Annotated in this window: 22 protein-coding genes, 1 tRNA gene and 1 pseudogene; 17 read left to right on the top strand and 7 right to left on the bottom strand. The window is 53.7% G+C overall.

From position 1 onward, the window contains the following. The first annotated feature begins 157 nt into the window (after positions 1-157). Genes QMG16_RS15460 through QMG16_RS15450 form a run of 3 tightly spaced genes read left to right on the top strand, consistent with a single transcriptional unit; the run spans position 158 to position 2,246 of the window. Positions 158-601, top strand: a complete 444-nt coding sequence (locus tag QMG16_RS15460; protein WP_373878751.1) for a hydrogenase iron-sulfur subunit — start codon at positions 158-160, stop codon at positions 599-601. A gap of 6 nt (positions 602-607) precedes the next feature. Further along, positions 608-1,303, top strand: a complete 696-nt coding sequence (locus QMG16_RS15455) for a methylenetetrahydrofolate reductase C-terminal domain-containing protein (protein ID WP_281795691.1) — start codon at positions 608-610, stop codon at positions 1,301-1,303. Next, positions 1,287-2,246: a methylenetetrahydrofolate reductase gene (locus tag QMG16_RS15450; protein WP_281795690.1), complete on the top strand. Its 960-nt coding sequence runs from the start codon at positions 1,287-1,289 to the stop codon at positions 2,244-2,246. The genes QMG16_RS15455 and QMG16_RS15450 overlap by 17 nt, the downstream gene beginning before the upstream one ends. Positions 2,247-2,497: 251 nt before the next feature. On the opposite strand, the gene QMG16_RS15445 is transcribed toward QMG16_RS15450, so the two are convergent. The 4 genes from QMG16_RS15445 to QMG16_RS15430 form a co-directional block, all read right to left on the bottom strand. After that, complete coding sequence (locus tag QMG16_RS15445) at positions 2,498-3,751, bottom strand: MgtC/SapB family protein (protein WP_281795688.1); 1,254 nt, start codon at positions 3,749-3,751, stop codon at positions 2,498-2,500. A gap of 224 nt (positions 3,752-3,975) precedes the next feature. Further along, positions 3,976-4,113, bottom strand: a complete 138-nt coding sequence (locus QMG16_RS15440) for a hypothetical protein (protein ID WP_281795687.1) — start codon at positions 4,111-4,113, stop codon at positions 3,976-3,978. A gap of 421 nt (positions 4,114-4,534) precedes the next feature. Next, entirely contained in the window at positions 4,535-4,921 is a 387-nt protein-coding gene (locus QMG16_RS15435) for a hypothetical protein (RefSeq protein ID WP_281795685.1), read from the bottom strand. 1 nt (position 4,922) lies between these two features. After that, a complete protein-coding gene (locus QMG16_RS15430; protein WP_281792066.1) occupies positions 4,923-5,684 on the bottom strand; it encodes an IS5 family transposase in 762 nt (253 codons plus the stop codon). A gap of 891 nt (positions 5,685-6,575) precedes the next feature. Here QMG16_RS15430 and QMG16_RS15425 point away from each other — a divergent pair. The 9 genes and pseudogenes from QMG16_RS15425 to tnpA all read left to right on the top strand — a co-directional run bounded on the left by QMG16_RS15425 (position 6,576) and on the right by tnpA (position 15,055). Continuing rightward, a complete protein-coding gene (locus QMG16_RS15425; RefSeq protein WP_281795684.1) occupies positions 6,576-7,640 on the top strand; it encodes a hypothetical protein in 1,065 nt (354 codons plus the stop codon). 59 nt (positions 7,641-7,699) lie between these two features. Further along, the gene (locus QMG16_RS15420) at positions 7,700-8,335 is read left to right on the top strand and encodes a hypothetical protein (RefSeq protein ID WP_281795682.1); all 636 of its coding nucleotides are present in this window, start codon (positions 7,700-7,702) and stop codon (positions 8,333-8,335) included. A 95-nt stretch (positions 8,336-8,430) separates the two neighbouring features. Continuing rightward, positions 8,431-9,749, top strand: a pseudogene (locus tag QMG16_RS15415) (IS3 family transposase); the annotation flags it as partial. A 97-nt stretch (positions 9,750-9,846) separates the two neighbouring features. Beyond that, positions 9,847-10,059, top strand: coding sequence for a hypothetical protein (locus QMG16_RS15410; RefSeq protein ID WP_281795681.1), 213 nt, complete (start codon positions 9,847-9,849; stop codon positions 10,057-10,059). Positions 10,060-10,117: 58 nt separating this feature from the next. Continuing rightward, complete coding sequence (locus QMG16_RS15405; RefSeq protein WP_281795680.1) at positions 10,118-10,696, top strand: DNA-primase RepB domain-containing protein; 579 nt, start codon at positions 10,118-10,120, stop codon at positions 10,694-10,696. A gap of 96 nt (positions 10,697-10,792) precedes the next feature. After that, a complete protein-coding gene (locus QMG16_RS15400; protein ID WP_281794807.1) occupies positions 10,793-11,917 on the top strand; it encodes an ISAs1 family transposase in 1,125 nt (374 codons plus the stop codon). A 61-nt stretch (positions 11,918-11,978) separates the two neighbouring features. Beyond that, positions 11,979-12,533, top strand: coding sequence for a hypothetical protein (locus tag QMG16_RS15395; protein ID WP_281792399.1), 555 nt, complete (start codon positions 11,979-11,981; stop codon positions 12,531-12,533). A 22-nt stretch (positions 12,534-12,555) separates the two neighbouring features. Next, on the top strand, positions 12,556-13,713 hold the full coding sequence (locus QMG16_RS15390) for a hypothetical protein (RefSeq protein ID WP_281795678.1): 1,158 nt from the start codon (positions 12,556-12,558) through the stop codon (positions 13,711-13,713). Between the two features lie 910 nt (positions 13,714-14,623). Then, positions 14,624-15,055 (top strand): IS200/IS605 family transposase, encoded by a 432-nt coding sequence (tnpA, locus tag QMG16_RS15385; protein ID WP_281793253.1) that lies wholly within the window; start codon positions 14,624-14,626, stop codon positions 15,053-15,055. 84 nt (positions 15,056-15,139) lie between these two features. Here tnpA and QMG16_RS15380 read toward each other — a convergent pair whose 3' ends face one another. The 3 genes from QMG16_RS15380 to QMG16_RS15370 form a co-directional block, all read right to left on the bottom strand. Further along, on the bottom strand, positions 15,140-16,276 hold the full coding sequence (locus tag QMG16_RS15380; protein WP_281795675.1) for an IS630 family transposase: 1,137 nt from the start codon (positions 16,274-16,276) through the stop codon (positions 15,140-15,142). Positions 16,277-16,435: 159 nt separating this feature from the next. Beyond that, a complete protein-coding gene (locus tag QMG16_RS15375; RefSeq protein WP_281794807.1) occupies positions 16,436-17,560 on the bottom strand; it encodes an ISAs1 family transposase in 1,125 nt (374 codons plus the stop codon). Positions 17,561-17,936: 376 nt separating this feature from the next. Continuing rightward, a tRNA-Leu gene (locus tag QMG16_RS15370) sits at positions 17,937-18,023 on the bottom strand. Positions 18,024-18,406: 383 nt separating this feature from the next. Between QMG16_RS15370 and QMG16_RS15365 the strand changes: the two genes are divergently transcribed. The 5 genes from QMG16_RS15365 to QMG16_RS15345 all read left to right on the top strand — a co-directional run bounded on the left by QMG16_RS15365 (position 18,407) and on the right by QMG16_RS15345 (position 23,544). After that, the gene (locus QMG16_RS15365) at positions 18,407-19,588 is read left to right on the top strand and encodes an ABC transporter substrate-binding protein (protein WP_281795674.1); all 1,182 of its coding nucleotides are present in this window, start codon (positions 18,407-18,409) and stop codon (positions 19,586-19,588) included. A gap of 316 nt (positions 19,589-19,904) precedes the next feature. Continuing rightward, entirely contained in the window at positions 19,905-20,807 is a 903-nt protein-coding gene (locus QMG16_RS15360; RefSeq protein WP_281795672.1) for a branched-chain amino acid ABC transporter permease, read from the top strand. A gap of 13 nt (positions 20,808-20,820) precedes the next feature. Next, positions 20,821-21,804 carry a branched-chain amino acid ABC transporter permease gene (locus tag QMG16_RS15355; protein ID WP_281795671.1) on the top strand — a complete coding sequence of 328 codons (984 nt, stop codon included), beginning with the start codon at positions 20,821-20,823 and terminating at the stop codon, positions 21,802-21,804. Continuing rightward, a complete protein-coding gene (locus QMG16_RS15350) occupies positions 21,801-22,589 on the top strand; it encodes an ABC transporter ATP-binding protein (RefSeq protein ID WP_281795670.1) in 789 nt (262 codons plus the stop codon). Before QMG16_RS15355 ends, QMG16_RS15350 begins: the two co-directional genes overlap by 4 nt. Before the next feature lie 223 nt (positions 22,590-22,812). Further along, positions 22,813-23,544, top strand: coding sequence for an ABC transporter ATP-binding protein (locus QMG16_RS15345; RefSeq protein WP_281795668.1), 732 nt, complete (start codon positions 22,813-22,815; stop codon positions 23,542-23,544). Positions 23,545-23,569: the final 25 nt, after the last annotated feature.

The raw sequence follows: 23,569 nt of genomic DNA, 5'->3' as shown, positions 1-23,569 counted from the left end.
GGATATTCAGATTCCAACAAGCCTTAAAAAAGTTATCTAAATCGACAGATGAATAGTTGTTGCCATATCATAAGGAGGATTGAGAATGGCCATGGCTGAACAAGCAGTTGCGGTGGCGCCGGAGGAAGAACTTTCCTCCGTCGAGAAGCCGCAAGAAATTCCGCCGGACTGGGAACCCAATATCCTGGCCTTCGCCTGCCACTACTGCGCCTTCGCGGCAGCGGACCTGGCCGGAGTGATGCGGCTTTCCTACCCGACGAACGTGAAAATCATCAGGCTTCCCTGCACGGGCAAGCTGGATGCCATTTACATTTTACGAGCGTTCGAAAGGGGGGTGGACGGCGTTTTCGTTGCTGGGTGACTGCCCGGACAATGTCATTTCCTGGAAGGAAATGCAAATGCCAAGAGAAGAGTCGAGAACCTCAAGACCTTGTTGCCCCAGGTCGGCATAGACCCCCGGCGCGTGGAAATGTACAACCTCTCGGCGGCCATGGGTCCGAGATGGGCGGAGATCTGTACGGAGTTCACGGAGAAGATCCAGAGGCTGGGTCCTTCTCCGATTTGGCTGGCAGCGCGAAAAAAACGCCCCGGGAAGGAGTAGGTCAATATGATTGTCGGTCAACAGAAGCCGTTGGAAGAAATATGGGAAATGATCAAGGGCTACAAAAAGGTCCTGGTCTTCGGATGCAATACCTGCGTGGCGGTTTGCCACGAGGGCGGCAATAAGGAAGCGGAAATTCTGGCCTCGATGTTGCGCATGAAGGCCACTCAGGAAGGCGTGGACATAGAGATCAAGAACGGCGGCATCGAGCGGCAGTGCGAGCACGAATATTTCGTTTCCGCGGCCGAGCAAATCGACTGGGCCGACGCGGTGCTCTCCATCGCCTGCGGCGCCGGAGTTCAGTTTACCAATGAAAAGTGGCCGGAAAAGGTCGTCCTTCCGGGTTTGAACACCACCTTTATCGGCGTGGTGGATGAACCGGGGATGTTCACGGAGCGCTGCCTCATGTGCGGCGACTGTGTCCTGCATCTCACCGGGGGCATCTGCCCCATTGCCCGCTGTTCCAAGTCCCTCCTCAACGGGCCGTGCGGCGGCAGTGAAAACGGCAAGTGCGAAGTGCGGCCGGATATCGCCTGCGGTTGGCAGCTGATCTATGACCGGCTCAAGGCCCAGGGGCGGCTCGAGTTGCTCGATGAGGTCATTCCGGCCAAGAACTGGGTCAGTGCCCGTGACGGCGGACCACGCAAACTGGTCCAGGATCATCTGTTGAAGAAGGAGGCGGCCGATGTCGGTGCAGAGTAATCTCGAACGAGTCCTGAACGAAGGCACTTTTGCCGTCACCGGTGAACTGGGCCCCAAGCGGGGCGTGGACACCGTGCACCTGCGGGAGATGGCACAGCTCATCAAGCCCTATTGCGACGCCTTCAATATAACGGACAACCAGACGGCGGTAGTGCGCATGTCCTCCATTGCCACGGGAATCATGCTCAAACAAATGGAAATGGACCCGGTCATCCAGATCGTCACCCGGGACCGGAACCGCCTGGCCATCCAGGCCGACGTGCTGGGCGCGGCCGCTTTCGGCGTCATGAACGTCCTGGCCCTCTCCGGCGACCATCAGACCATGGGCAACCATCCCGGGGCAAAGAATGTCTACGATCTCGATTCGATGCAGCTCATCCAATGCCTGGTGGGGTTGCGTGAAGGTCGTTTCATGAACGGTGAGGAACTGGAAACCGACCCACCGCACCTCTTCGTCGGCGCGGCGATCAACCCGTTCGGACACCCCATGGAATTTCGCGTCACCAGGCTGGCCAAGAAGATCAAGGCCGGGGCGCAGTTTGTCCAGAGCCAGCCGGTTTACGCCATGGATATCTTCAAAAAGTACATGGAAGACGTGAGAAACCGCGGTCTCCATGAGAAGTGCCATATCATGGCCGGCATCATCCCCATCAAGAGCATCGGCATGGCCAAGTACATGCGGGACAAGGTCGCCGGCGTGATCGTACCCAATGAGAAGGTCGAGCGGCTGCAAAAGGCGGCCGATACGGTTTCCGACAAGAAAGAGCGGATCATCAAGGTCCGTGAAGAAGCCGTGAACATGGCCGTGGAAGAGATCCACCAGTGCATGGAGATTCCAGGCGTCCACGGCGTTCACATCATGGCCGTCGCCTGGGAAGAAATTATCCCCGAGGTGCTCAAGAAGGCCGGCCTGGACAAAGAACGGCCCAAGTACAAGAGTTAAGCCGCGCGTGGCCTGGCCACGCGCGGCTTAGAGCCTATCCGAAAACCTACCTCGGCAGCGGACACCCCCTTTAATTCCCCCCTCGAGGGGGGACCAAGGGGGGTGTCGCAAAGTCCACAGGTGGTTTCTGGATAGGTTCTTAGGCCCAATGGATTTGAGCCGGAGGTCCGGGAGCCTGTCTCCCACCTCCGGCTTTTCTTTTTCGTGCCGACCATGATCGGTCAGATGAGAGAGACCGAGGAAAGGCCTTTTCAATAAGCCTTTAAAATCAATGGGATGTGGAGCAACGCCCAGATCATATAGCGAATCAGGGTTTCTTTGCGCGCCGTTTTCGCCAGCGTTCCAAAGTAAATCCCCTTGAACACGGTGTTGCTCATGGTGGAGATGAGAATCACCGAAACCATGATGGGTTGTACAGACGAGGGGCCACGGACAAAAGAAAGGACGTAAGGATCGATGTCGGTCACGCCGACAACCGCTGAAAGAATGAGCAAACCGGAACTTCCAAAATTCCAGGTCACCCATTTCGTGATCATGGACAAGAGTGCGAAGAGGAGGGCAAAAAGCAAGGCGGGACGGATTTCAAAGGGGTTTTGCGAGGGTGTGATGGAATCGATCGACGCCGGTGTATCTCCCTTGATCAGCCGAATGGAGAGCAAACCTCCCACGGCAGCCAGCAGAATGAATCTCCAGGTAAGATAGGGAAGGAAAACTGGATTGATGATCAAAATAAGGGCAAGGAGGCGCAGGTACATGACACTGCCGGCCAGGATGGAAGCCTGCAAGGCATTTCCGCTCTGCTCAGGATTCTTTTGAGCGATCCTGCCGACAGCAACACTCACAGCGGTGCTGGAGACAATTCCTCCCAATATGCCGGAAAACCAGAGCCCGAGCCTGCTGCCAAATCTTTTTGAAAGAAAATACCCCACAAATCCCACTGAAGAGACCATGATCAGGATCTCCCAGGTACGCGCAGGATTGAGGCTGAACCTGGTATATTCCGCATCGGGCAGTACGGGAAGGATGATTAGAGTGACAAGCAGGAACTTGATCATGGCGAGAAATTCCGCCTTGTCGAGCCTCTCGACGTAGCTTTCAAGTTCCGATTTTTCCGAGAGCAGAAAGAGGTTGACAATTCCGACAGCGAGAGGGACCCAGATATCCGCAAGCAAAGAAAGGGCGCCGACGGCAAAGGTGAGAAGAGCCGCGATTTCACTTGTCCAACCCAGCCGACCCGCCTGGATCTTGGCGAAGTATTCCATGCCCACGAGGACGGTGACGGCCAGAAGTCCGGCCGGGAGGGCAAGCCGCACCTTGAGACTGAACAGCCAGGCACAGGAAAAACCAAACAGGCTGAGGATGGCATAGGTACGAACGCCGGCCCGGAACCTCTGTTTCCGGTTGAGTTCGGCTCTTTCACGCTCCATGCCCACCAAAAGGCCGAGGGTCAGCGCCACACAAAACCGCAGAGGATGAGACCATTCCAGATTTTCCAATAGCAACATGGTATTGCTCCAAATAGGGGGTCAGTGGCGCCTTCTGCGAACTCCTCCGGACTGGAAACGGCAGAAAGAGAGATCAGAAAGGCCCTGATGAAAACTTTCTCGTCCGCCGGGATCATCCAGGTTCCATACTCATCGGCAAAGACGATCTCGTCTCCATCTACCATTTGTCAAGCAGTTCATAAAGGATTTTGAAGCACTCGACAGCAAGCTCGTGGCTGCCTTTCTCACTGACTTTGGCAGTATCTCCCAGAATACCTCATGCGCTGATTGGTGGTCAGCGTATCGAAAGCCACATTCAGCAACTGCAGCAAAGTGGACGCATCTTGTTTCTCCAGAAAATCAAAAAGATATTTCTTATTCACTCTGTATGGCCTCCATGCCTGCGAACGATTGAAGATTTATTCTATTCCCTCATGTCGGAATAATACACGGTTTCGAGGGTCCTCTGAGGTAAATGGAGGCATTTATCGTTCCTTCAGCCGGGTATCTTTCTCTCAAGATCGATGTAGATCGCTTCCCAAGTCCAAGAAAGCGACAGAAACCTGCTCGTTTCCGATGGGGTCACAAAGGCTTTTTATCCCGAAGAGGCCGCCGCAGTTGTGGAGCGATACGATGACAGATGCCGGGCAGGCACTGAAATCGTTTAACGGTCTAGAGCGCGCGGGTCCGCCGACGATATCACCGCCCTCCTGATCGAGATCGAGGGCATATAGCCGAAGCACAGCAGTTGCCTGTCAAGATGCTACGCAGAGCTTCTCGATTTCACGAATCAGGATAGGCAGGTTAGCGGAAGTGAAGCTCATTTCGGGAGCAGGAATACACTCTGCGCCCCAGGTAAAATCCATCCCGGTCCAGGCGGTGCACCCGGCCATGAAGACCATTGACCTCATGCAGAACCGATAGGAACTGCCGAAGACAGAGGGCATAATGACGTGGACTGTTTTCCCGAGAAGTCAAAGGGAGCTCTTTCTGATGAAAGAGCGGGTTGTTTTCGATACAGTCTTTGTGAGGAATAGAGCACATGGGACAGGCATGGCTGCAAGTCCCGGAAAACGGGCACCCATGCCCCTCGGGGGCACAGGCCATGAGAATGCGTTGTTGTATCAGGTTTTCAGTTGCCCGGGGACTCAAGAGAGCATGGAGTTCCTTTTCACTAGGTTCTGTTGACATTTCACCTCAACCAGATGAGAGCTGCGACAAAGCCAAGAAAGCCCAAGAAGCTTCTGTCGAGCTTGTCGAATCTGGAGAAGATGCGTCTGAAATGTTTGATCTTGCTCATAAAGCACTCGATCAGATGTCGTTCGCGGTAGCGGCATTGGTCGTATTCACGGGGCTCTTTGCGATTGGACCGGGGTGGAATCACAGCAGTAGCTCCAGATTGGGTGATCGCCTGGACGAAGGCATCCGAATCATAGCCCTTGTCTCCCAGTGCATGAGCGAAGGTGAAACCCTCGATAAGAGCCGGTCCCTGTTCGATGTCACTCTTCTGACCGGGAGTGAGAATGAACCTCAGGGGATTTCCCAAGCCATCTACCGCTACGTGGATCTTGGTGGAAAAACCTCCTCGGCTGCGCCCGAGAGCCTGTGTCTCTTGTCCACCGGATCTTTTGAGGGCTCCGGCAGCACAGGGATGGGCACGAACAATGGTGCTGTCAAACATGAAGTTCTCCATATCGGGATCATCTATGAAATGCTCGTGCATTCTGGAGAAGATACCCTTGTTACACCAGCGGGCGAATCGTTTATAGACACTGTTCCAGTTACCGAATTTCTCCGGGAGCAGTCTCCACTGAGCACCACTTCGTGTAATCCAAAGGAGTGCCTCAATGAAAAGACGGCAATCACCTTCTTCTCCTACGTAAACATCCACACAGGAGCGAAGGAATTGGAGGATCTTCAACCATGTTTCATCTTGTAGTAGTGCTGTTGACATCTGTTAATTAGAACCCAAATGTCAACAGAACCTAAGAGCCTATCCAAAAACCTACCTCGGCAGCGGACACCCCCCTTTAATTCCCCCCTTGAGGGGGGACCAAGGGGGGTGTCGCAAAGTCCACAGGTGGTTTCTGGATAGGTTCTAAAGACCGGATGGGGAAATTGTTCTAGATGTTCCAGAAACCGACTCATCATAGTAAGCAATACGCATGGGCACGGTGAAGTTCATGCTACTACAGGTTCTATGGGACAATCCACTGATCTCGCGTGATCTTTTACCGGCAGAGGAGAGTCACCCTATTTCACTTGAGGAACATGGGGCTTCCAACAATCAAACCTATTGAAAAGTATTGTGTGCTTTGTCCTTTAGATTTTGAATCACGAACCGTTGCATGATAACATTTATAAAATAATCTAATACAATGCATAGATACATAGAACGCAAGTCAAGTTTTTTTGATTTAAAAATCAAAAAGGGGATACATGTCTCTTGCTGAGAGGCTCACAAGACTGCGAACCCGATTGTCTCTTCACCCCAGAGAAATGGCTGAAAAAATGGGTGTGACCGAGCGGGTTTACCGGAAGTACGAAAAGCAGGAATAGGTTCCTGGATCGGACAAGATCATCCATCTCCTGGAAGAACTAAAAGACATCAACCCCACATGGCAAAATTGGATGGGGACATTTCTGAGTGGCCGCAAGAGACCGCCGTGAAGCCTTCTGAGATTCAATCCCTCCGAGATGGCGCCTCGCTCAATCATACCTATTTTATTTCCCATGACAATGATGCTCTTTACGTGGCCGGGGACGTCTCCGATTCCCACCCAGAGCATCCCGGAGAAGAGTGGGCTTGGACAGGCATTCATTGGAACCAAGGAGGGCAGGTGAAATGAACCGTTTCTCACTCACCTACGTGGCGTACTTGGCAGTGATATTGCTCTTCACAACAACGTGGGAAGCCGCTGCACATGCAAAAATGTATACCCTTACCATAACCGGCGCCTCTAACGGTGTAACCGAGCGCAGCATTGGAGCCACCAAGGGATGTGCCGATTTTAACATCGATGATCTAGTGGACGTCGGTCTGCGCAATTACCGAATCTGGGGCGGGATGAGTCGTCTCGAGCCTCAAGACGATGATGGCGTGTATGGCTGGCCAACCATCGACGTGATAAAGGCCGAGCCAAACGTGATCAATTGGGAAGCTTGGGACACGCAATTCAACAGGCCGGATTCATACCATTTTTCGCCTGGCGGCTCTTGTACAACGGACGTCAGTCTTTACGAAATGCTGAAAGCATTGAAAGACAACGGCATTGCTCCGGTGATGACCCTGAGAAACGTGGACGACAACAGTCAACCATCGTGGGCCAAGCAATTGAATCCGCCTTGGACGGCTGAAGACTGGAACGAGTGGTGGGAGCACGTTTTTGCCACGGTGTATTGGGTCAATGTGAGAAACGGTCTTGAAGTGCACGACTGGCAAGTGCATAACGAGCCCGATAGTATCAAGCAAGGGTGGGGAGGCACTCTGCAGGACTACATTCTATTCACTCGCTATACCCGCGATGCGATCCAATTTGTCTACGACAACTACCTGGAGGGTAAAACCTTCCGCTTGCATGCACCGGTAACGACGGGCGTGAATTCCTGGGTGGAGGAGTCGTTGATTCAGAACGACCATGTCGTCGATGTGGTGGACTGGCACAACTACAGCAGTTCGCATTACGCGGGCGCAGTGCAGGTCAACGAGTGGATTGCCCTATACTCAGATGGAGACGGGAAACATGAGGATACCTACATCTCGGAGTGGGGGTCCTATCGCAGCGCATATGGTTTTAGTAACGCTCTTTCCTACGCCAAGATATTGATCGAGCACAGCCGGGATAACGCTGGCTATGTGACCGGCAGCGCTATCTTTCCTTTTTACGACTGGCAGACCATCGGGGCATAGTTCACGCAAATGGGACGAAGACGCCGACATATTATGCTCTACGGTTGATGATACGGGGATTGCAGGGTGGCAAGACCCGATATCCCATTTTCCACGATATACCAAGCAATGTTGATATTCAGCCGATCGCGGCCGTGGATGAAAAGAGCAAAACTCTGTACGTGGAAGTGGTCAACGCCACGAGAATGGGGCATATGATGGCGTTGGATGCCGGCGCCCTCCCGCTTTCTGGAACAGCCACGTTTCGACGTTTCTCAAACGGGGTCAATGACGTACCGATCGGCGCCGGGGTCTTCAACGGCGGTCAAGTCAATTTCGAGCTACCCGCGTTGTCGATCATTCAGGTCATTGTACCGTTGGACAGTTCTACATCGCCGGCCAGCGAGACCCACGTAAGTGGCATCGCGATGTCATATCAGCAAAAGGGTAAGAACTACCGCGCCGCAGCCACCGTGACCATTGGTGATGCCAAGGGGGGCTCCGTATCTGGAGCTACCGTGCATGGGATGTTCAGCGGTGCGACCAGCGACAGCGTCAGCGGAGTGACCGACGGCAGCGGGCAGATCACCCTGAATTCGTCAAGCACAAGGCAGAGCGGAACATGGACTTTCTGCGTAACTGATGTCGTTCGAGCGGGCTGGACCTATGACCAGTCTGCCAATGTGAAAACCTGCGACAGCATTACCACGCCGTAATGTTTATTCCTATTTCGACGCTCACGGAAAAAGAGTTCTTCAAGCTCATCAAAGTCATCAAAGGGTTGCTTGTGTCCATCAGTGGGTCCCTATTCGACGTTTGTAAAACTCCCGCTAGTCTTGGCGCCTTGCTGCGCTGCGAAGGATTGTATCACTCAAACCTCGCCACCTGGCGACGGCAGCGGAATGCGGACACCCTGGGGGCTTTGGAGCCAAGAAAACGGGGACCCAAAGCCAAAGAACCCGATCCTCTGGTGATCGAGATGGGCAGACTGCGCCAGGAAAACGAACGGCTTCAAAAACGCCTCAAGCAGGCGGAGCTCATCATCGATGCTCAAAAAAAAATCTCTCAGATATTGGGCATAACACTCGAAACCCAGGTGCAGAGCGGGAAAGACTGATGGATGCCACAGAAGCGCTCGCCCTTGAAATAGGCACCCGCCGTGCCTGTGAAGCCCTCGTGGTTCCGAGGGCCAGCCTGTATCGGCGGAGAGCCGGGAGCAAAATGAAGGCTGCGGAGTGCGGCGGGAAATCTCCTTCGCCGCGTGCTCTGCAACCAGAAGAAAAGCAGACGGTGCTCGATATCCTGCACTCGGAGCGCTTTGTCGACAAGGCTCCTCATGAAGTCTATGCGACCTTGCTCAATGAGGGAAAATACCACTGCTCCATCCGTACCATGTACCGGATCCTTGAAGATCAAAAGGAGGTGAAAGAACGCAGAAACCAGTTGCGCCATCCTGTTTATGAAAAACCCGAGCTTCTGGCAACGGGACCCAACCAGGTCTGGTCCTGGGACATCACGAAGCTTCTTGGTCCCAGCAAATGGACCTACTTCTATCTCTATGTGATTATTGACATCTCCAGCCGATACGTCGCCGGATGGATGGTGGCAACCCATGAATCGGCGCAGCTCGCAAAACGCTTCATTCAGGAAACCTGTTCCAAACAGGGGATAGTTCCGGGACAGTTGACGATTCATGCGGATAGAGGATCTTCAATGAAATCGAAACCTGTGGCCTTTCTGCTCGCAAACCTTGAGATCACCAAGACTCACAGCAGACCCTATACCAGTGATGATAACCCTTACTCCGAATCCCAGTTCAAAACGCTTAAGTACAGACCTGATTTTCCCGAACGCTTTGGAGCCATCCAGGATGCACGCAGTTTCTGCCAGGATTTCTTTCCCTGGTACAACCAGGAGCACCGTCATACGGGGATCAGCCTGCTCACCCCCGAGATGGTTCACTTTGGAAATGCCCCTGAAGTCTTACAAGCCAGAGAACGGGTCTTGATCCGCGCATACCAGGATCACCCAGAAAGATTCGTCAACAAGGTGCCGACTCCAAAGCCTTTACCGACAGCGGCTTGGATCAATCCCCCCAAGCTTGTAACGACTGATGGAGAGTTACAATAAATTGTGCTCAAGGGTGTCTCAAAGTTATTGACACATTCCGCCCCTGGCATCGAGAATCGTTTCCCGCTGCCACCTCCAGGGTATCACACGAGAGGACATGGACCGCTACCTCAACCACCATCTCAAAATCAGCGGAGTCTCCCAGCAGCTCTTTGCCGATGCGGCCGTTACCGCCATCCAGCAAGGCTCGGGGGGATTGCTCAGACGAGCCAATCATCTCGCCCGGGGCGCCCTCATCGCTGCTGCACATGAAAAAAACCAGATCGTTTCGGCCGAGCACGTGCGCATCGCTTCAACCGAGCTCATTTGATGTGAAAACCGGCAAGGCGTCTGCCCGGGGCGCCTTGCCCCCCAAAGGAACCTCTCCCATGGAAAAGCTCTTTCAAAAGATGGCCCGATACTTCCTCAACCTTTGGCAACTCGGCGTCCTCGATCCACAAAAGGGACTGTGGACCGTAAAACCGGCTCTCGAGAAGATCGCCTACCTCAGATCCCAAAATGCCCGGGGCTGCCACATACTCATAAAGCCCCTCTGCATCGACCATTACCTCCTGGCCGACGACATTGACCGACAAACCCTTCTGCGACACCACTGCTTCCCCTCCGGACAGTGGAAACCCGCTCGAATGATCGTTGAGACCTCACCGGAAAACTTCCAGGTATGGGTTCACTCCAGCAGAGCATTGTCCCTGGAAGAAAAACGCATGTGGCTTGAAAGAATGCGAAGCGATCCGGCAGCACACCCCAAAAACCGCTGGGGGCGCTGTCCCGGCTTTCGCAACACCAAGGAAAAGCACCGCTCCCCTACGGGACGCTTTCCCCTTGCAAGGCTCATCTGGATCGACTGGGACTCGCAGGCCGACATCCCCCTGCTTGTCCCGGAATCAAAACCATCCCTCCTTTCCCATCCCTCCCGAAGGGGGTCTGTGTGCAGGGCAATCGCATGACTTTCGTTGTGAAATCAAATTAATAGCTGCATTCTCCGCTTCGTTGTTGTATAGAGATAGTCCTTGACATTAATCAGAAAAGATTTGAGAGGAACGATGAGAGCAGGGACTATCATGGAACATTTCTCCGAGCTGGAAGACCCAAGGAAACACACTAAAAAGATTCGCCACAAGCTGATCGACATCCTCGTTATCGCCATCTGCGGTACTATCTGCGGGGCCGACGACTGGATGGGGATCTCTGATTTTGGAAAAGCCAAGTTCAAATGGCTGCGCACTTTCCTTGATCTCCCCAATGGGATTCCCTCTCATGATACTTTTGGCCGGGTGTTTTCCCTGATCCGCCCCGAGAAATTCCAAGAATGTTTTGTAAGCTGGATCCAATCGGTTGTCCAGATCTGTGAGGGAGAGATTGTACCCATTGACGGAAAGACGCTGCGCCGCTCCCACGACTCCAAGTCCAACACTGCGGCCATCCACATGGTCAGTGCCTGGGCCAATAGGAACCGACTGGTGTTGGGGCAGGTAAAAACGGAGAAGAAATCCAATGAGATCACTGCCATCCCGGAGCTTCTCAAGGTCCTCGATGTCCATGGGTGCATCGTGACCATCGATGCCATGGGTTGCCAGAAGAAGATCGCCGGACAGATCGTCGAGCAGGGAGGCGATTACGTGCTGGGGCTGAAAGGAAACCAGGGCACTCTGCTCGATGCGGTGGAAAAGACCTTCTCCGAGGCCAAGCAAGAGGACCTGGATGGCCCGGACTTTGATTTCCTCCAGACGGAGGAGAGCGGTCACGGTCGCCATGAGGTTCGCTCCTATTTCACAACTTCCCTTCTGAATCAGCTCCCCAATCCTGAGGAATGGAAAGGGCTTCAAACCATTGGAGCCGTCCTCTCCGAGGTGACCCGAAATGAGAAAACCACAATCGAGTGCAGATACTACATCGCGAGCATCGAAAACAACGCCAAGCTCTTTGCCAATGCCGTGCGCTCTCACTGGGGAATCGAGAACTCCTGCCACTGGGTTCTCGACGTAGCGTTTCGAGAAGACGAGTCGAGGGTCAGGAAAGATCATGCTCCAGAAAACCTTGCCCTCTTGCGCCATATTGCTTTGAATCTCCTCCGTGAAGAAAAGACAGCTAAAGTCGGGGTGAAAAACAAACGCCTCAAAGCGGGCTGGGATAACCGCTATCTGGCTAAGGTCTTGCTCGGAAAATAAAAGTCATGCGATTGCCCTGCTCTGAGGGCTGATTTTAGTGCTCGGGATTTGGGCCACATAAGTGTTGGACAGGTTGTGTCCACAGTTGTACGATAACCTGGATTTTATCAGCCATAATCCGGGAGGTAAGTACAATGATCAAAATACACATCCTCAGTGGCAGCGGCGGCGCATCTCGGTGGGCGGGTGCGCTATGAGTCCGGAGACCAGATACAAAAGGAGCCGGGATAACTGGAAACAGAAAGCCGCGTGCAGAGCTGAGAAGAACCGCTACCAGAGCAAAGAGCTGGCCCGAGTCAAGGCGGAGCGCGACAAGTTCAAAAAAGAGCTCAAGGAGAGCCGGGCTCGTGTACACCAACTGGAGAGCCAGGAACGGGTGATTGTCCTCCAGAGCAAGGTGGATCTGGTCTTCTTGGCCCTGCAGCTGTTTGTGGTGGCTCGCATCGGGTTCCGGGCCGTGAGCCGGGTGTTGGGCATAATGATGGGAGCCATGGGTTTAAAAAAAAGTCCCTTGTCCACAGACCATCATCAACTGGGTGACCAGGCTCTCTCTGGTGCGCATCCGGTCCGCCCCGATGCTACAGGGGCTGCCAGTGGCGAAGGCACCGTTTTGTAACGGACTTATCTGGATGATCGACATGAGCATTGGTCTGGGAACGGGTAAGATTCTGACTGTCCTGGCTCTCAACGCTCATCACCATCAACTCTGTCCAGTTGCCCCCGGGCTTCAAGATCTCCATTGCATGGCGGTATCAGTGGCCGATTCCTGGACGGGTGAGTCTATTGCGGCCTTCCTCGATCGCCTCATCGCCTCAGCGGGACGCCCGGCTGCTTACCTCAAAGACGGAGGCACCGATTTGCAGAAAGCCATCCACCTACTCGGTGCGCAAGGACTGGCAAGCCCGTGCATTGACGACATCTCCCATGTCATTGCCAATCTGCTCAAGTGGTGGTATCAGGATCATCCGCTCTTCGAAACCTTCCTTTCTGCCTGTGGCCGGGTCTCGGGCAAGCTCAAGCAGACGGTGCTCGCGTGCCTGGCTCCCCCGAAGGTGCAGACCAAAGCGCGCTTTATGAATGTGCACCGCCTTATCAGATGGGCAGAACAACTGCTCAGACTCTCTCCTGCCGGAGGTGCCCGGAAGGGCTCCACCCTCTCAAAGCTGCGAGCTTGTCTGGACCGGCTGCCCTCATGCAGGGCTTTCATCAAGCGATTCCGAGACGATGCCGTACCACTGCTCGAGTGCCAGAAGATTTTCAAGGCTCGAGGGCTAAGTCACTCCACGATAGCCCAGTGCGAGCCATTTATCCAGGCCATCGGCTCAAGCCCTGTTCGTCGTGAGTTCGTCGCCTACCTGCAAAACCAACTCCAAATCGCTGCCAAGCTTGGTCTGGATCATATCGGTCTGCCAGTGACCTCCGATCCAATCGAGTCGCTCTTCGGACTGGGAAAGTTTCACGGCACGGGAGAGATCAAGGATGCCAATCGTATCGCCCTTCGCCTGCCCGCCCTGTGCGGCACTCCCACCCGGGCCGAAGCGGAGCAGGTGATCAAGATCAGCGTTGCCGAAGAGCAGCAGATCACTGGCCGCTTCACCTCTTTGGTCAAACAGAGACGAGAGGTGCTCCCACATCCTGACCGTCTCGAGAGCTTGAGCACAGAGCAGGCTGGGACTCACCTCGAACTCATTGCCAGTGCCAAAAACCGGGAAAATAACGGAAAAATACTATATATTCCAATATCTTACAAGGAAACCCATGGCCCGCAGCTACAGTGTCAAACAGGGCATGGCTAGGCGCAAAATGCCCACACATGGGCCATTTTAGAATGGTAGGAGCATTGCTTCCCAGTGCCGGGGGTCAAAAACCAGTCAATGGGCGTTCGCCGATTTGGACGCCCTAAGATAATACCCGCTCTCGTGGCCAGCTTTTTCCTTCACCAGAGGATAACAACTGACTATCATCATCTGGGTATGGGTAATACAACAGGATACCGCAGTTACTGCATTTTGCAGTGTGTGCAAATACCACCAGTGATTGGCTGCCGCAAATCTTACATTTTTGCTGTTCCATTTGTTCCTCGATTGTCGATTTTGTACGCATAGCGGGGCAGCGAGATGAGCCACCGTCGGCTGGGTGCGGAAATTGCGCAAGCAATTTTCCGTGCTAGACGACCGAGCGGAGCGAAGCCCCTCAAACTCCATCAAAAACCATCGCGAGCGCTCAGGCGCGGCGGCCAGGGGCTGTGAAACTTGCATCACGGGCGTGGTCCGCCGTCGCCTGCAGTTCCCTGGTGTACGCCCGGCATGGGCGTGAACTTATGGGGGGGTATGGTTCCCCCCAAAGTCTAGACAAAAAATAGTCCAAACTAAGTAGTATTCACTGATTTTCCCATCCAGCGCCATTTCGCAACGCTGGCCATGTCCATGGTCGTTCGGCGCATGCGGCTGAAAAATGGGTCATCAGCGGCCAATTTCATGAATCTGATTCCGATTTGCCTCAGATTCAGGCAAGAATATCCCTTGCCCTCAGAAATCCGAATCCAGGTTTCCAATGCTAAAGAGCTCTAAGTACCCCAACGCGCTAATTAATTTTGGGTAAACCCCCGGCTCTGCCGGGCGACTCCCAGAGTTTGACATTTCCGGGAGTATACGAAAGCTTCCCTCCTGTGAACCGCTCAAAGTTTACAGAAAGGAAAGCTTTCGTATGGACGAATACCAAAGCCTAAGCCACACGGCGTGGGACTGCAAGTACCATGTGGTATGGATTCCCAAATACCGAAGGAAGACCCTCTATGAAGAGCTCCGAAAGCATTTGGGGCAGATATTCAGAGAGCTTGCGATGCAGCGTGAGAGCAAGATAGTGGAAGGTCATCTGCTGGTGGACCATGTCCACATGCTCATCAGCATTCCACCCAAGTACAGCGTTGCCCAAGTGGTGGGTTTCATCAAGGGCAAAAGTGCCATCCACATTGCAAGGAGCTTCCTTGGTCAGAGGAAGAATTTCACTGGCCACAATTTCTGGGCGCGCGGATACTTCGTGTCCACGGTGGGTAAAGATGAGAAGATGATCCGCGAATATATCAAAAAGCAGGAAACCGAGGATCGCAGACTCGATCAACTGCATATGTTCAAGTAGCCGCTACCTTTAGGTGGCCAATGGTTTACAACCGCTTTGAGCGGTCCATATTTTCAAGCCTCCGGCTTTGCCGGAGGTATTTGACTACGCGGCCATTTGCACGGATTTTGGAGCAAACTTGGCCACGAGCTTTGTTTTCGTATAGGTCCACTTTATGGGTTTTGGATGTCTGTTGAGCTCATCAAAGTAGCCCATAAGTATTTGTGAAAGCTCCTTTTTGTCGTTGAAGTCGTTGGGAGTGAGTACATCCCTTGTAACCTTACTGAAGATGATCTCAACCTGATCGAGCCAACTGGCATATGTGGGAAGCCAGTAGATACGAACATTAAAAGAAAGGTTGAGAGAAGCAATCCATTTGCCCAGTTGTTTGGGTGCATGCGTAGAGCCATTGTCCAGAATGAGATCAATAACCTTGAATCCCTTGACAATGGCTGAAGAAAAGAAACTCAGAAGAAAGGTTTTGAACTCCGCGAAGCGCTTGCGAGCGAAGGTACGGGCGAAGGTGATTCCATTGGCGACGATAAGAGCACAAAACAGCTGTAATGCTCCCATCCGTTTGTATCGGGATGCCACGTGAACGGGGTGTTCGGCTATGGCGGGTTTGGTCTCGTGAAGAGGTCTTCTTGCTTGAATGGAGGTCTTCTCATCGATACAAACGGAAGCTTCACCCTGCTGGAACAACTGGGGAGCGTTCTCATAGAGATCCAGGACTGGAGACGCTTTCTCAACGAATTTTGGATCAGGAGATTTTTGCCATAGATGATATTGCCAGGGTTTGATCTTGTCCTGTTTCAGCCAAAGACGAATAGTGCTCGGGGCAATGTGGCTGACGATTCCTTTTTCTTTGGCGACTTGACAAAGCTTCTCTCCAGACCAGCGTTGCCATGGCTTGCCATGATCACACGGTTTCGAGCAGGCCAACAAGGTGATCTGAGCCCTCACGGCAGAAGGATGCTTTCTTGGGGCTCCGGGTCGGGGGTGGTTTTTGAGGCTACCTTCATTGACCCATCTGTTGCGGAACTTCTTAACGGTGGATGGCCTGCATCCGACTTCATCAGCGATCTGCCGGATGCTCCATTCCGGATGCTCATGCGATAGGAGGAGGATACGAGCCCTTACAACCTCCGCATAGGGTTTTGTGTAGCTCACGCTCAGATGTTTCAATACTTTCCGTTTCTCTGGAGGAATGTAGATGCAGTATTTGTGTTGAGGTCCAGGCATGGTTGTACTCCTCTCCTGTTTGTTGCCTTTTTATTTAATTTTAACATGCCTGGAGCCTCTTAGGGTTGAACAAATCTGGTTGCGTAATTATCGCGCTGGAGTACTTAGTACTGGTCTTCGTAATTACGCAGCCGTTTACCCAGGGCAATCGCATGACTTTTATTTTCCGAGCAAGACCTTAGCCAGATAGCGGTTATCCCAGCCCGCTTTGAGGCGTTTGTTTTTCACCCCGACTTTAGCTGTCTTTTCTTCACGGAGGAGATTCAAAGCAATATGGCGCAAGAGGGCAAGGTTTTCTGGAGCATGATCTTTCCTGACCCTCGACTCGTCTTCTCGAAACGCTACGTCGAGAACCCAGTGGCAGGAGTTCTCGATTCCCCAGTGAGAGCGCACGGCATTGGCAAAGAGCTTGGCGTTGTTTTCGATGCTCGCGATGTAGTATCTGCACTCGATTGTGGTTTTCTCATTTCGGGTCACCTCGGAGAGGACGGCTCCAATGGTTTGAAGCCCTTTCCATTCCTCAGGATTGGGGAGCTGATTCAGAAGGGAAGTTGTGAAATAGGAGCGAACCTCATGGCGACCGTGACCGCTCTCCTCCGTCTGGAGGAAATCAAAGTCCGGGCCATCCAGGTCCTCTTGCTTGGCCTCGGAGAAGGTCTTTTCCACCGCATCGAGCAGAGTGCCCTGGTTTCCTTTCAGCCCCAGCACGTAATCGCCTCCCTGCTCGACGATCTGTCCGGCGATCTTCTTCTGGCAACCCATGGCATCGATGGTCACGATGCACCCATGGACATCGAGGACCTTGAGAAGCTCCGGGATGGCAGTGATCTCATTGGATTTCTTCTCCGTTTTTACCTGCCCCAACACCAGTCGGTTCCTATTGGCCCAGGCACTGACCATGTGGATGGCCGCAGTGTTGGACTTGGAGTCGTGGGAGCGGCGCAGCGTCTTTCCGTCAATGGGTACAATCTCTCCCTCACAGATCTGGACAACCGATTGGATCCAGCTTACGAAACATTCTTGGAATTTCTCGGGGCGGATCAGGGAAAACACCCGGCCAAAAGTATCATGAGAGGGAATCCCATTGGGGAGATCAAGGAAAGTGCGCAGCCATTTGAACTTGGCTTTTCCAAAATCAGAGATCCCCATCCAGTCGTCGGCCCCGCAGATAGTACCGCAGATGGCGATAACGAGGATGTCGATCAGCTTGTGGCGAATCTTTTTAGTGTGTTTCCTTGGGTCTTCCAGCTCGGAGAAATGTTCCATGATAGTCCCTGCTCTCATCGTTCCTCTCAAATCTTTTCTGATTAATGTCAAGGACTATCTCTATACAACAACGAAGCGGAGAATGCAGCTATTAATTTGATTTCACAACGAAAGTCATGCGATTGCCCTGGCCGTTTACCCCTACGTTTTCGTAGGAGCGGCATCCTGCCGCGACAAGGTGTGCGGTTGCCGGTTCCTGTCACGGCTGGAAGCCGTTCCTACAAAGAAATGGCCGCGTATTTACAATCTTCGGTACTTAGAAAGGGATGCGCGACAGCGTTACAGTGAGCAACACCTACCCTGCTCTGCCGGGGGTATAAATCCAAAAAGGTGGTACAGGGGTGGTACAAAAAGGCATTTTTGCCGATACCGATAAAGAGCAATCCCCGTAGAATGGTGCCTGGGGCGGGACTCGAACCCGCACAGCCTTGCGACCGAGGGATTTTAAGTCCCTTGTGTCTACCGATTCCACCACCCAGGCGCCTGAGATAAGATCATTTTTTATCACAAACCGAAAATCCCTTACAACAAAAATCAAGGCATCCTTTTCCCTTGACAAAAGGAGAACGATCTTTTTATAAGAAATTTCACTCACAATTCAATCAACAAACAATCGAGACAAAAGGATGGGCGGAACCGATGGGCCGGAAAACGTTCGAAAGAGTCTTTTATTGCTTCTATTACGCTTACCTCAGGCGGTCTGCCCCTGCATCCTTATGCCTTTGAAATCGAGGCCGTGGGCGGACCGCAAAAAGGGATTCGCCCGCGGCTTTTTTTATTGTCTGAAGCCGTGGTTTTGCATCCACGGCTTTTTTTTATGGCTGAGGGAAAAGAGTGGATTCTAACTTACCGAGAGGAGTAACCATGAGACGCTTGAAGCAATGGATTGGGGTAACGCTTTCCTTTTCATTCCTGTTGGGAGCTGTTTTGAACGTGGCTTGCAGTTCCAGCGTATGGGCAGGTGCGGAGCCCTACAAGATCGGGGCAGTCTTTTCCATCACGGGTGTGGCGTCCTTCCTGGGAGAACCCGAGAAGAAGACCGCGGAAATGATCGTGGAAGAAGTGAACAAGAAGGGCGGCATCAACGGGCATCCCATCGAACTCATCGTGTATGACGACGAGAGCGACGCCACCAAATGCAATCTCGCGGTAAAAAAGCTCATCAAGCGGGATCAAGTACCTGTTATCATTGGACCTACCCGAAGCGGTGAGAGCCTCGCCGTCCTGAGCGTTGCGGAAGAGGCCCAGATTCCCCTCATTTCCTGCGCCACGAGCTATAAAATTGTCACTCCCATCGAAAGCCGCAAATGGATCTTCAAAGTTGCCGGTTCCGACAAACACGTGGTTGGAAAACTCTATGATTACATGAAGGCCAAAGGCATTCAAAAAGTCGCCATCATGACCGATTCCACCGGCTACGGAGCGAGCGGGCGGGAAGAACTGCTGGGACTCGCACCCGAATACGGCATCACCATCGTGGCAGACGAGCGCTTCGGCCCTCAGGATACGGACCTGACTCCCCAGCTCACGAAAATCCGCGGCACACAGCCCCAGGCCATCGTCAACTGGTCCGTCGGCCCCACGCAGATCCTGGCCATCAAGAACTGGCGTGATCTCGGCATGGATGCCATCCCCCTCTACCAGAGCCACGGCTTCGGCAGTCTGAAAAACCTGGAACTGGCCGGCAAGGCCGCTGAGGGGGTCCTGTTGCCTCTCGCCCGCGTCAACGTCGGCCCCCTGCTGGCGGACGATCAACCCCAGAAGAAGGTCATCATGGAATACACCAAGGCCTATGAAGAAAAGTACAAAGAACCCATTTCTTCTTTCGGCGGGCACGCCTGGGACGCCACTCAGCTTGCTCTCGCCGCACTGCAGGCCGTGGGCCCCGACCCGGCCAAGATCCGAGATCACATTGAAAACACTAAAAATTTTATCGGAATGCACGGAATTTTCAACTTCTCGCCTCAGGACCACAACGGCTTGAGCAAGGAAGACCTGGAAATGGTCATCGTAAAAGACGGAAACTGGGCCCTGGCTCCCTGGTAAGAATCGGGCGTCTCACTGCCCTTGCACATTGCCTTGAAGTTCAGCAGACTTTTCCGGCAGATCCCTGCCCGATCCCCCTTTGCCAAAGGGGGATCGGGCAGGGATCGACAGGCCCCCCTTTTTATCCCTTGAATGAAAAAGCATATTTCCTTCAAATTCCTCTGGACTGAACTTCCCAATGACTGGTAAGAGACAGAGGTTCGGCATACAGTGAAGGCGGGAGACAGCCGATCCTTGTGGAATTTAGATTTGCGCCTTTGCGGGGGGGGGGGCGGATCCATAGAGACCTGGAAAAACCAAGGAGACTGCGGTAACAGTGGATGGGTTCATGTTGGGCACGGATTTATTACAATACACGGTGAGCGGGCTCACCATCGGGGTCATCTATGCGCTGGTGGCCATCGGTTACAATATCATCTACAACGTCACGGAAATCATCAACTTTGCGCAGGGCGAATTTGTGATGCTGGGCGGCTTATTTGCCGTTTTTTTTGTGGGAACGCTTCATCTGCCCATTTTCATCGCCTTTTTTGCGGCCGTTTTCATGACGGGGATCGTCGGATATGCCATGGAGCGGTTCGTGATCCGCCGAACCAGGGACTCGAGTGTTCTCTCCCTCATCATCATCACCATCGCGGTTTCCATCCTGCTCCAGGGTTCCGCCATGTACGTGTGGGGAAAAGACCCTTACAGCCTGCCCGCCTTCAGTTCGGGAGGCCCCATCATGGTCGGTGGGGCGGCCATTCAGCCGCAGGCACTGTGGGTTCTCGGCGTGAGCGCCCTCGTAGTCGTCTGCCTCACGGTGTTCTTCCAGCGCTCCGTCTACGGGAAGGCCATGCTCGCCTGTGCCGACAACCCCAACGCAGCCCGCATGGTGGGCATTCCCGTTCGCCAGATGGTGCTGCTTTCTTTCGTGCTGAGCGCCGCCATCGGAGCTGCCGCCGGAGTGATCATCACTCCCATCTCCCTCATGCAGTACGATCGTGGGGCGCTCCTGGCATTGAAAGGTTTTGGAGCGGCGGTCCTCGGAGGTCTAGGCAATTTCTTCGGAGCTCTTGTGGCTGGAGCCCTTTTGGGCCTGGCCGAATCCTTTTGCGCGGGGTATCTCTCTTCCGGTTACAAAGATGCCGTGGCCCTGGTCCTGCTCCTGCTGGCCCTCTTTTTCAAACCCGAAGGGCTCTTTGGAAGCGGCGAGGCGGCGAAGCTCAAAAAATTCTGAGAAGGTTTTCAAGATGAGTAAGAAAGAATGGTGGATCTTCCTGGGATTTGGATTGTTCATAGCTGTTTTCCCCTGGTTGGTCCAGCCCGTCAGAGCGATTTCCCATTACATAGATGTCATGGTTTTCGCCGGGATTTTCACCCTCGTGACCCTGGGTCTGAGCATGCTCATGGGTTATGCGGGCCAGATTTCTCTGGCACAAGCCGCCTTTTTCGGTATAGGCGCTTACAGCTCCGGCATTTTGACGGGGCATTTCGACATGAATCCCTGGGCTGCGATGCCCGTCGGAGCCTGCTTGGCCGCCTTTGTGGCGTGGATGCTCGGCATTCCCGCTCTGCGCCTCAAGGGACACTACCTGGCCATGGCGACGATGGGCTTTGGGGTCATCGTGCATATCATCCTCAACGAGGAGATCGAATGGACAGGAGGGCCGTCCGGAATGGTGGACATTCCGGGGCTCAGCATCGCAAATTGGAAAATCACCAGTGAAATCGCATGGTATTATCTCATCTGGGGGATTGTCTTTCTGGGGCTCCTCTTCTGCTTTCATATACTGCATTCCCGTGTGGGGCGGGCGCTGCGCGCCATTCATGAAGAAGAGACGGCAGCCGAAGCCATGGGTGTTCCTACGGCCCGCTACAAGGTCCAGGTGTTCGTGCTTGGGGCCGTCTTCGCATCCCTGGCGGGGAGCCTCTACACCCATTATGTGACCTTTCTCAATCCCGGTTCGTTCAACCTCATGTGGTCCGTCCGCTTCATGCTGATGGTCATGGTCGGCGGCATGCAGAGTCTTTGGGGAGCTGTCCTTGGAACGATTCTCCTCACCTTTATCGGCAACGAATGGCTGCAGGTTTTCGCCGACTTTGAAATCCTGGTCTATGGCGCTATCCTTCTCATCGTGGCGCTCTTTTTGCCCAAGGGGTTGATCTCCCTCGTTCCCCTCGCGATCGGTTCCCGAAATTCCCGTGCTTCCGCAATGAAGGAAGGTGGCTCATGACAGAGAATTCAACTCCATCATCGGCTCCTCTGCTGGAGATCCAGGACATCCAGATGCAGTTTGGAGGCATCACCGCTCTCAAAGGCATCAACTACTCCGTTCCCCCGGGAATCATTCAGGCGGTGATCGGCCCAAACGGCGCAGGAAAAACCACCCTCTTCCACTGTATCAGCGGGCTGCTCACTCCGACTGCGGGGCAGGTGCGCTTCGACGGCAGGGAAATCAACGGATCGCTGCCTCACCAGATCGCCCGCTACGGGATCTCCCGCACCTTTCAGCATGTCGCCCTGTTCAAGTCCATGAGTGTTCTTGAAAATATAATGGTCGGACGCCACCCCAAGACTCGAAGCGGCTTCTGGTCCACGGGGCTTCGTTTCCCCGGCATGCGCCGCGAAGAAAAGCACATCAGGGAAGAATCCCTGTCGCATCTCGAATTCGTGGGACTCGCCGCGGAGGCGCAACTGCCCGCGGGCACACTTCCCCTCGGCAAGCAGAAAATTCTCGAAATCGCGAGAGCCCTGGCCACGGAACCCCGGTTAATCCTTCTCGACGAACCGGCGGGAGGGCTCAACATGCGTGAAACGGAAGAACTGGGGGAACTGGTTCAACGCATCTGCGGGCGGGGCATTACGGTCATGCTCGTGGAACACGACATGAACCTCATCATGGACATTTCCCACCGCATCCTGGTGCTCTACTACGGGGAACCTCTGGCGACGGGGACTCCCGAGGAGATCAAAGAGAATCCCGCCGTCATCGAGGCGTATCTCGGCGAGGGGATATAAGAGTCTATCCAAAAACTCGCAGTGTCATCGAAACAACCCCCTCACCCCCCTTGGGGGGAATAAAAGGGGGGTGTCGGGCTATTGAGGAGTTTTTAGAATAGGCGCTAAGCGGCGCAAATCCGATAGGGATCAGCGGCTTCAACCCGAACGAACGAATGAACACGTGGTGACGTGGTGAAGTCATCGACGAAGTCTCATCCATACATATGGTCAAGCGATATTCATGTTAAAAGTTAAAAGTGTTCATACCTATTACGGAAACATTCATGCCCTGAAAGGGGTTTCTCTCCATGTGAAAGCTGGGGAAATGGTGGCTCTCATTGGAGCCAACGGCGCGGGGAAGAGCACTCTGGTCAATACCATTTGCGGGTTGAACCGGGCTCAAAAGGGCACGATAGAATTTCAGGGACAGGCCATTGAAGGGCTTTCACCGGAAGATATCGTGCAGCGGGGCGTGGCTCTCGTCCCCGAGGGGAGACAGATTTTCTCGACCCTTTCCGTGGAAGCCAACCTGGAAATGGGGGGGTTCATCCATCGCCGCAATTCCCGGCAGCTCAGAGATGACATGGCCCGTATGCTGGAGCGTTTTCCCATCCTGCGGGAGCGGAGCACTCAACTGGCGGGGACCCTCAGCGGTGGAGAACAGCAAATGCTCGCCATCAGCCGGGCCCTCATGTCCCGGCCTCAACTCCTGGTGCTCGACGAACCCTCCATGGGGCTGGCCCCTCTTGTCATCAAGGAGATTTTCAAGATCATCCAGGAACTGCGCAAGGAAGGCCGAACCATTTTGCTGATCGAGCAAAATGCACGCGCGGCCCTCCAGATCGCGGACCGGGGATATGTTCTGGAAACGGGAAAAGTGGTGCTCCAGGGCGAGGGGGCCATGCTGCTGGAACACCGGGAAGTGCAGAGAGCGTATTTCGGAAAGGGCGCCAGGCAGATCGTGGATGCCTGATGGCGCCGGAAAAGTGACCAGGCTT

It is taken from the genome of Desulforhabdus amnigena, from assembly GCF_027925305.1.
Classification (GTDB): Bacteria; Desulfobacterota; Syntrophobacteria; order Syntrophobacterales; family Syntrophobacteraceae; genus Desulforhabdus; species Desulforhabdus amnigena.
This window is presented reverse-complemented; position numbering and strand designations above follow the sequence as displayed.

Excerpts from the sequence above, each read along its gene's own strand:
- tnpA (WP_281793253.1), top strand. The coding sequence starts at position 14,624 with ATGGACGAATACCAAAGCCTAAGCCACACGGCGTGGGACTGCAAGTAC.
- QMG16_RS15365 (WP_281795674.1), top strand. The coding sequence starts at position 18,407 with ATGAGACGCTTGAAGCAATGGATTGGGGTAACGCTTTCCTTTTCATTC.
- QMG16_RS15390 (WP_281795678.1), top strand. The coding sequence starts at position 12,556 with ATGAGCATTGGTCTGGGAACGGGTAAGATTCTGACTGTCCTGGCTCTC.
- QMG16_RS15405 (WP_281795680.1), top strand. The coding sequence starts at position 10,118 with ATGGAAAAGCTCTTTCAAAAGATGGCCCGATACTTCCTCAACCTTTGG.
- QMG16_RS15445 (WP_281795688.1), bottom strand. The coding sequence starts at position 3,751 with ATGTTGCTATTGGAAAATCTGGAATGGTCTCATCCTCTGCGGTTTTGT.
- QMG16_RS15450 (WP_281795690.1), top strand. The coding sequence starts at position 1,287 with ATGTCGGTGCAGAGTAATCTCGAACGAGTCCTGAACGAAGGCACTTTT.
- QMG16_RS15345 (WP_281795668.1), top strand. The coding sequence starts at position 22,813 with ATGTTAAAAGTTAAAAGTGTTCATACCTATTACGGAAACATTCATGCC.
- QMG16_RS15410 (WP_281795681.1), top strand. The coding sequence starts at position 9,847 with ATGGACCGCTACCTCAACCACCATCTCAAAATCAGCGGAGTCTCCCAG.
- QMG16_RS15425 (WP_281795684.1), top strand. The coding sequence starts at position 6,576 with ATGAACCGTTTCTCACTCACCTACGTGGCGTACTTGGCAGTGATATTG.
- QMG16_RS15350 (WP_281795670.1), top strand. The coding sequence starts at position 21,801 with ATGACAGAGAATTCAACTCCATCATCGGCTCCTCTGCTGGAGATCCAG.
- QMG16_RS15380 (WP_281795675.1), bottom strand. The coding sequence starts at position 16,276 with ATGCCTGGACCTCAACACAAATACTGCATCTACATTCCTCCAGAGAAA.
- QMG16_RS15455 (WP_281795691.1), top strand. The coding sequence starts at position 608 with ATGATTGTCGGTCAACAGAAGCCGTTGGAAGAAATATGGGAAATGATC.
- QMG16_RS15355 (WP_281795671.1), top strand. The coding sequence starts at position 20,821 with ATGAGTAAGAAAGAATGGTGGATCTTCCTGGGATTTGGATTGTTCATA.
- QMG16_RS15375 (WP_281794807.1), bottom strand. The coding sequence starts at position 17,560 with ATGAGAGCAGGGACTATCATGGAACATTTCTCCGAGCTGGAAGACCCA.
- QMG16_RS15430 (WP_281792066.1), bottom strand. The coding sequence starts at position 5,684 with ATGTCAACAGCACTACTACAAGATGAAACATGGTTGAAGATCCTCCAA.
- QMG16_RS15400 (WP_281794807.1), top strand. The coding sequence starts at position 10,793 with ATGAGAGCAGGGACTATCATGGAACATTTCTCCGAGCTGGAAGACCCA.
- QMG16_RS15435 (WP_281795685.1), bottom strand. The coding sequence starts at position 4,921 with ATGTCAACAGAACCTAGTGAAAAGGAACTCCATGCTCTCTTGAGTCCC.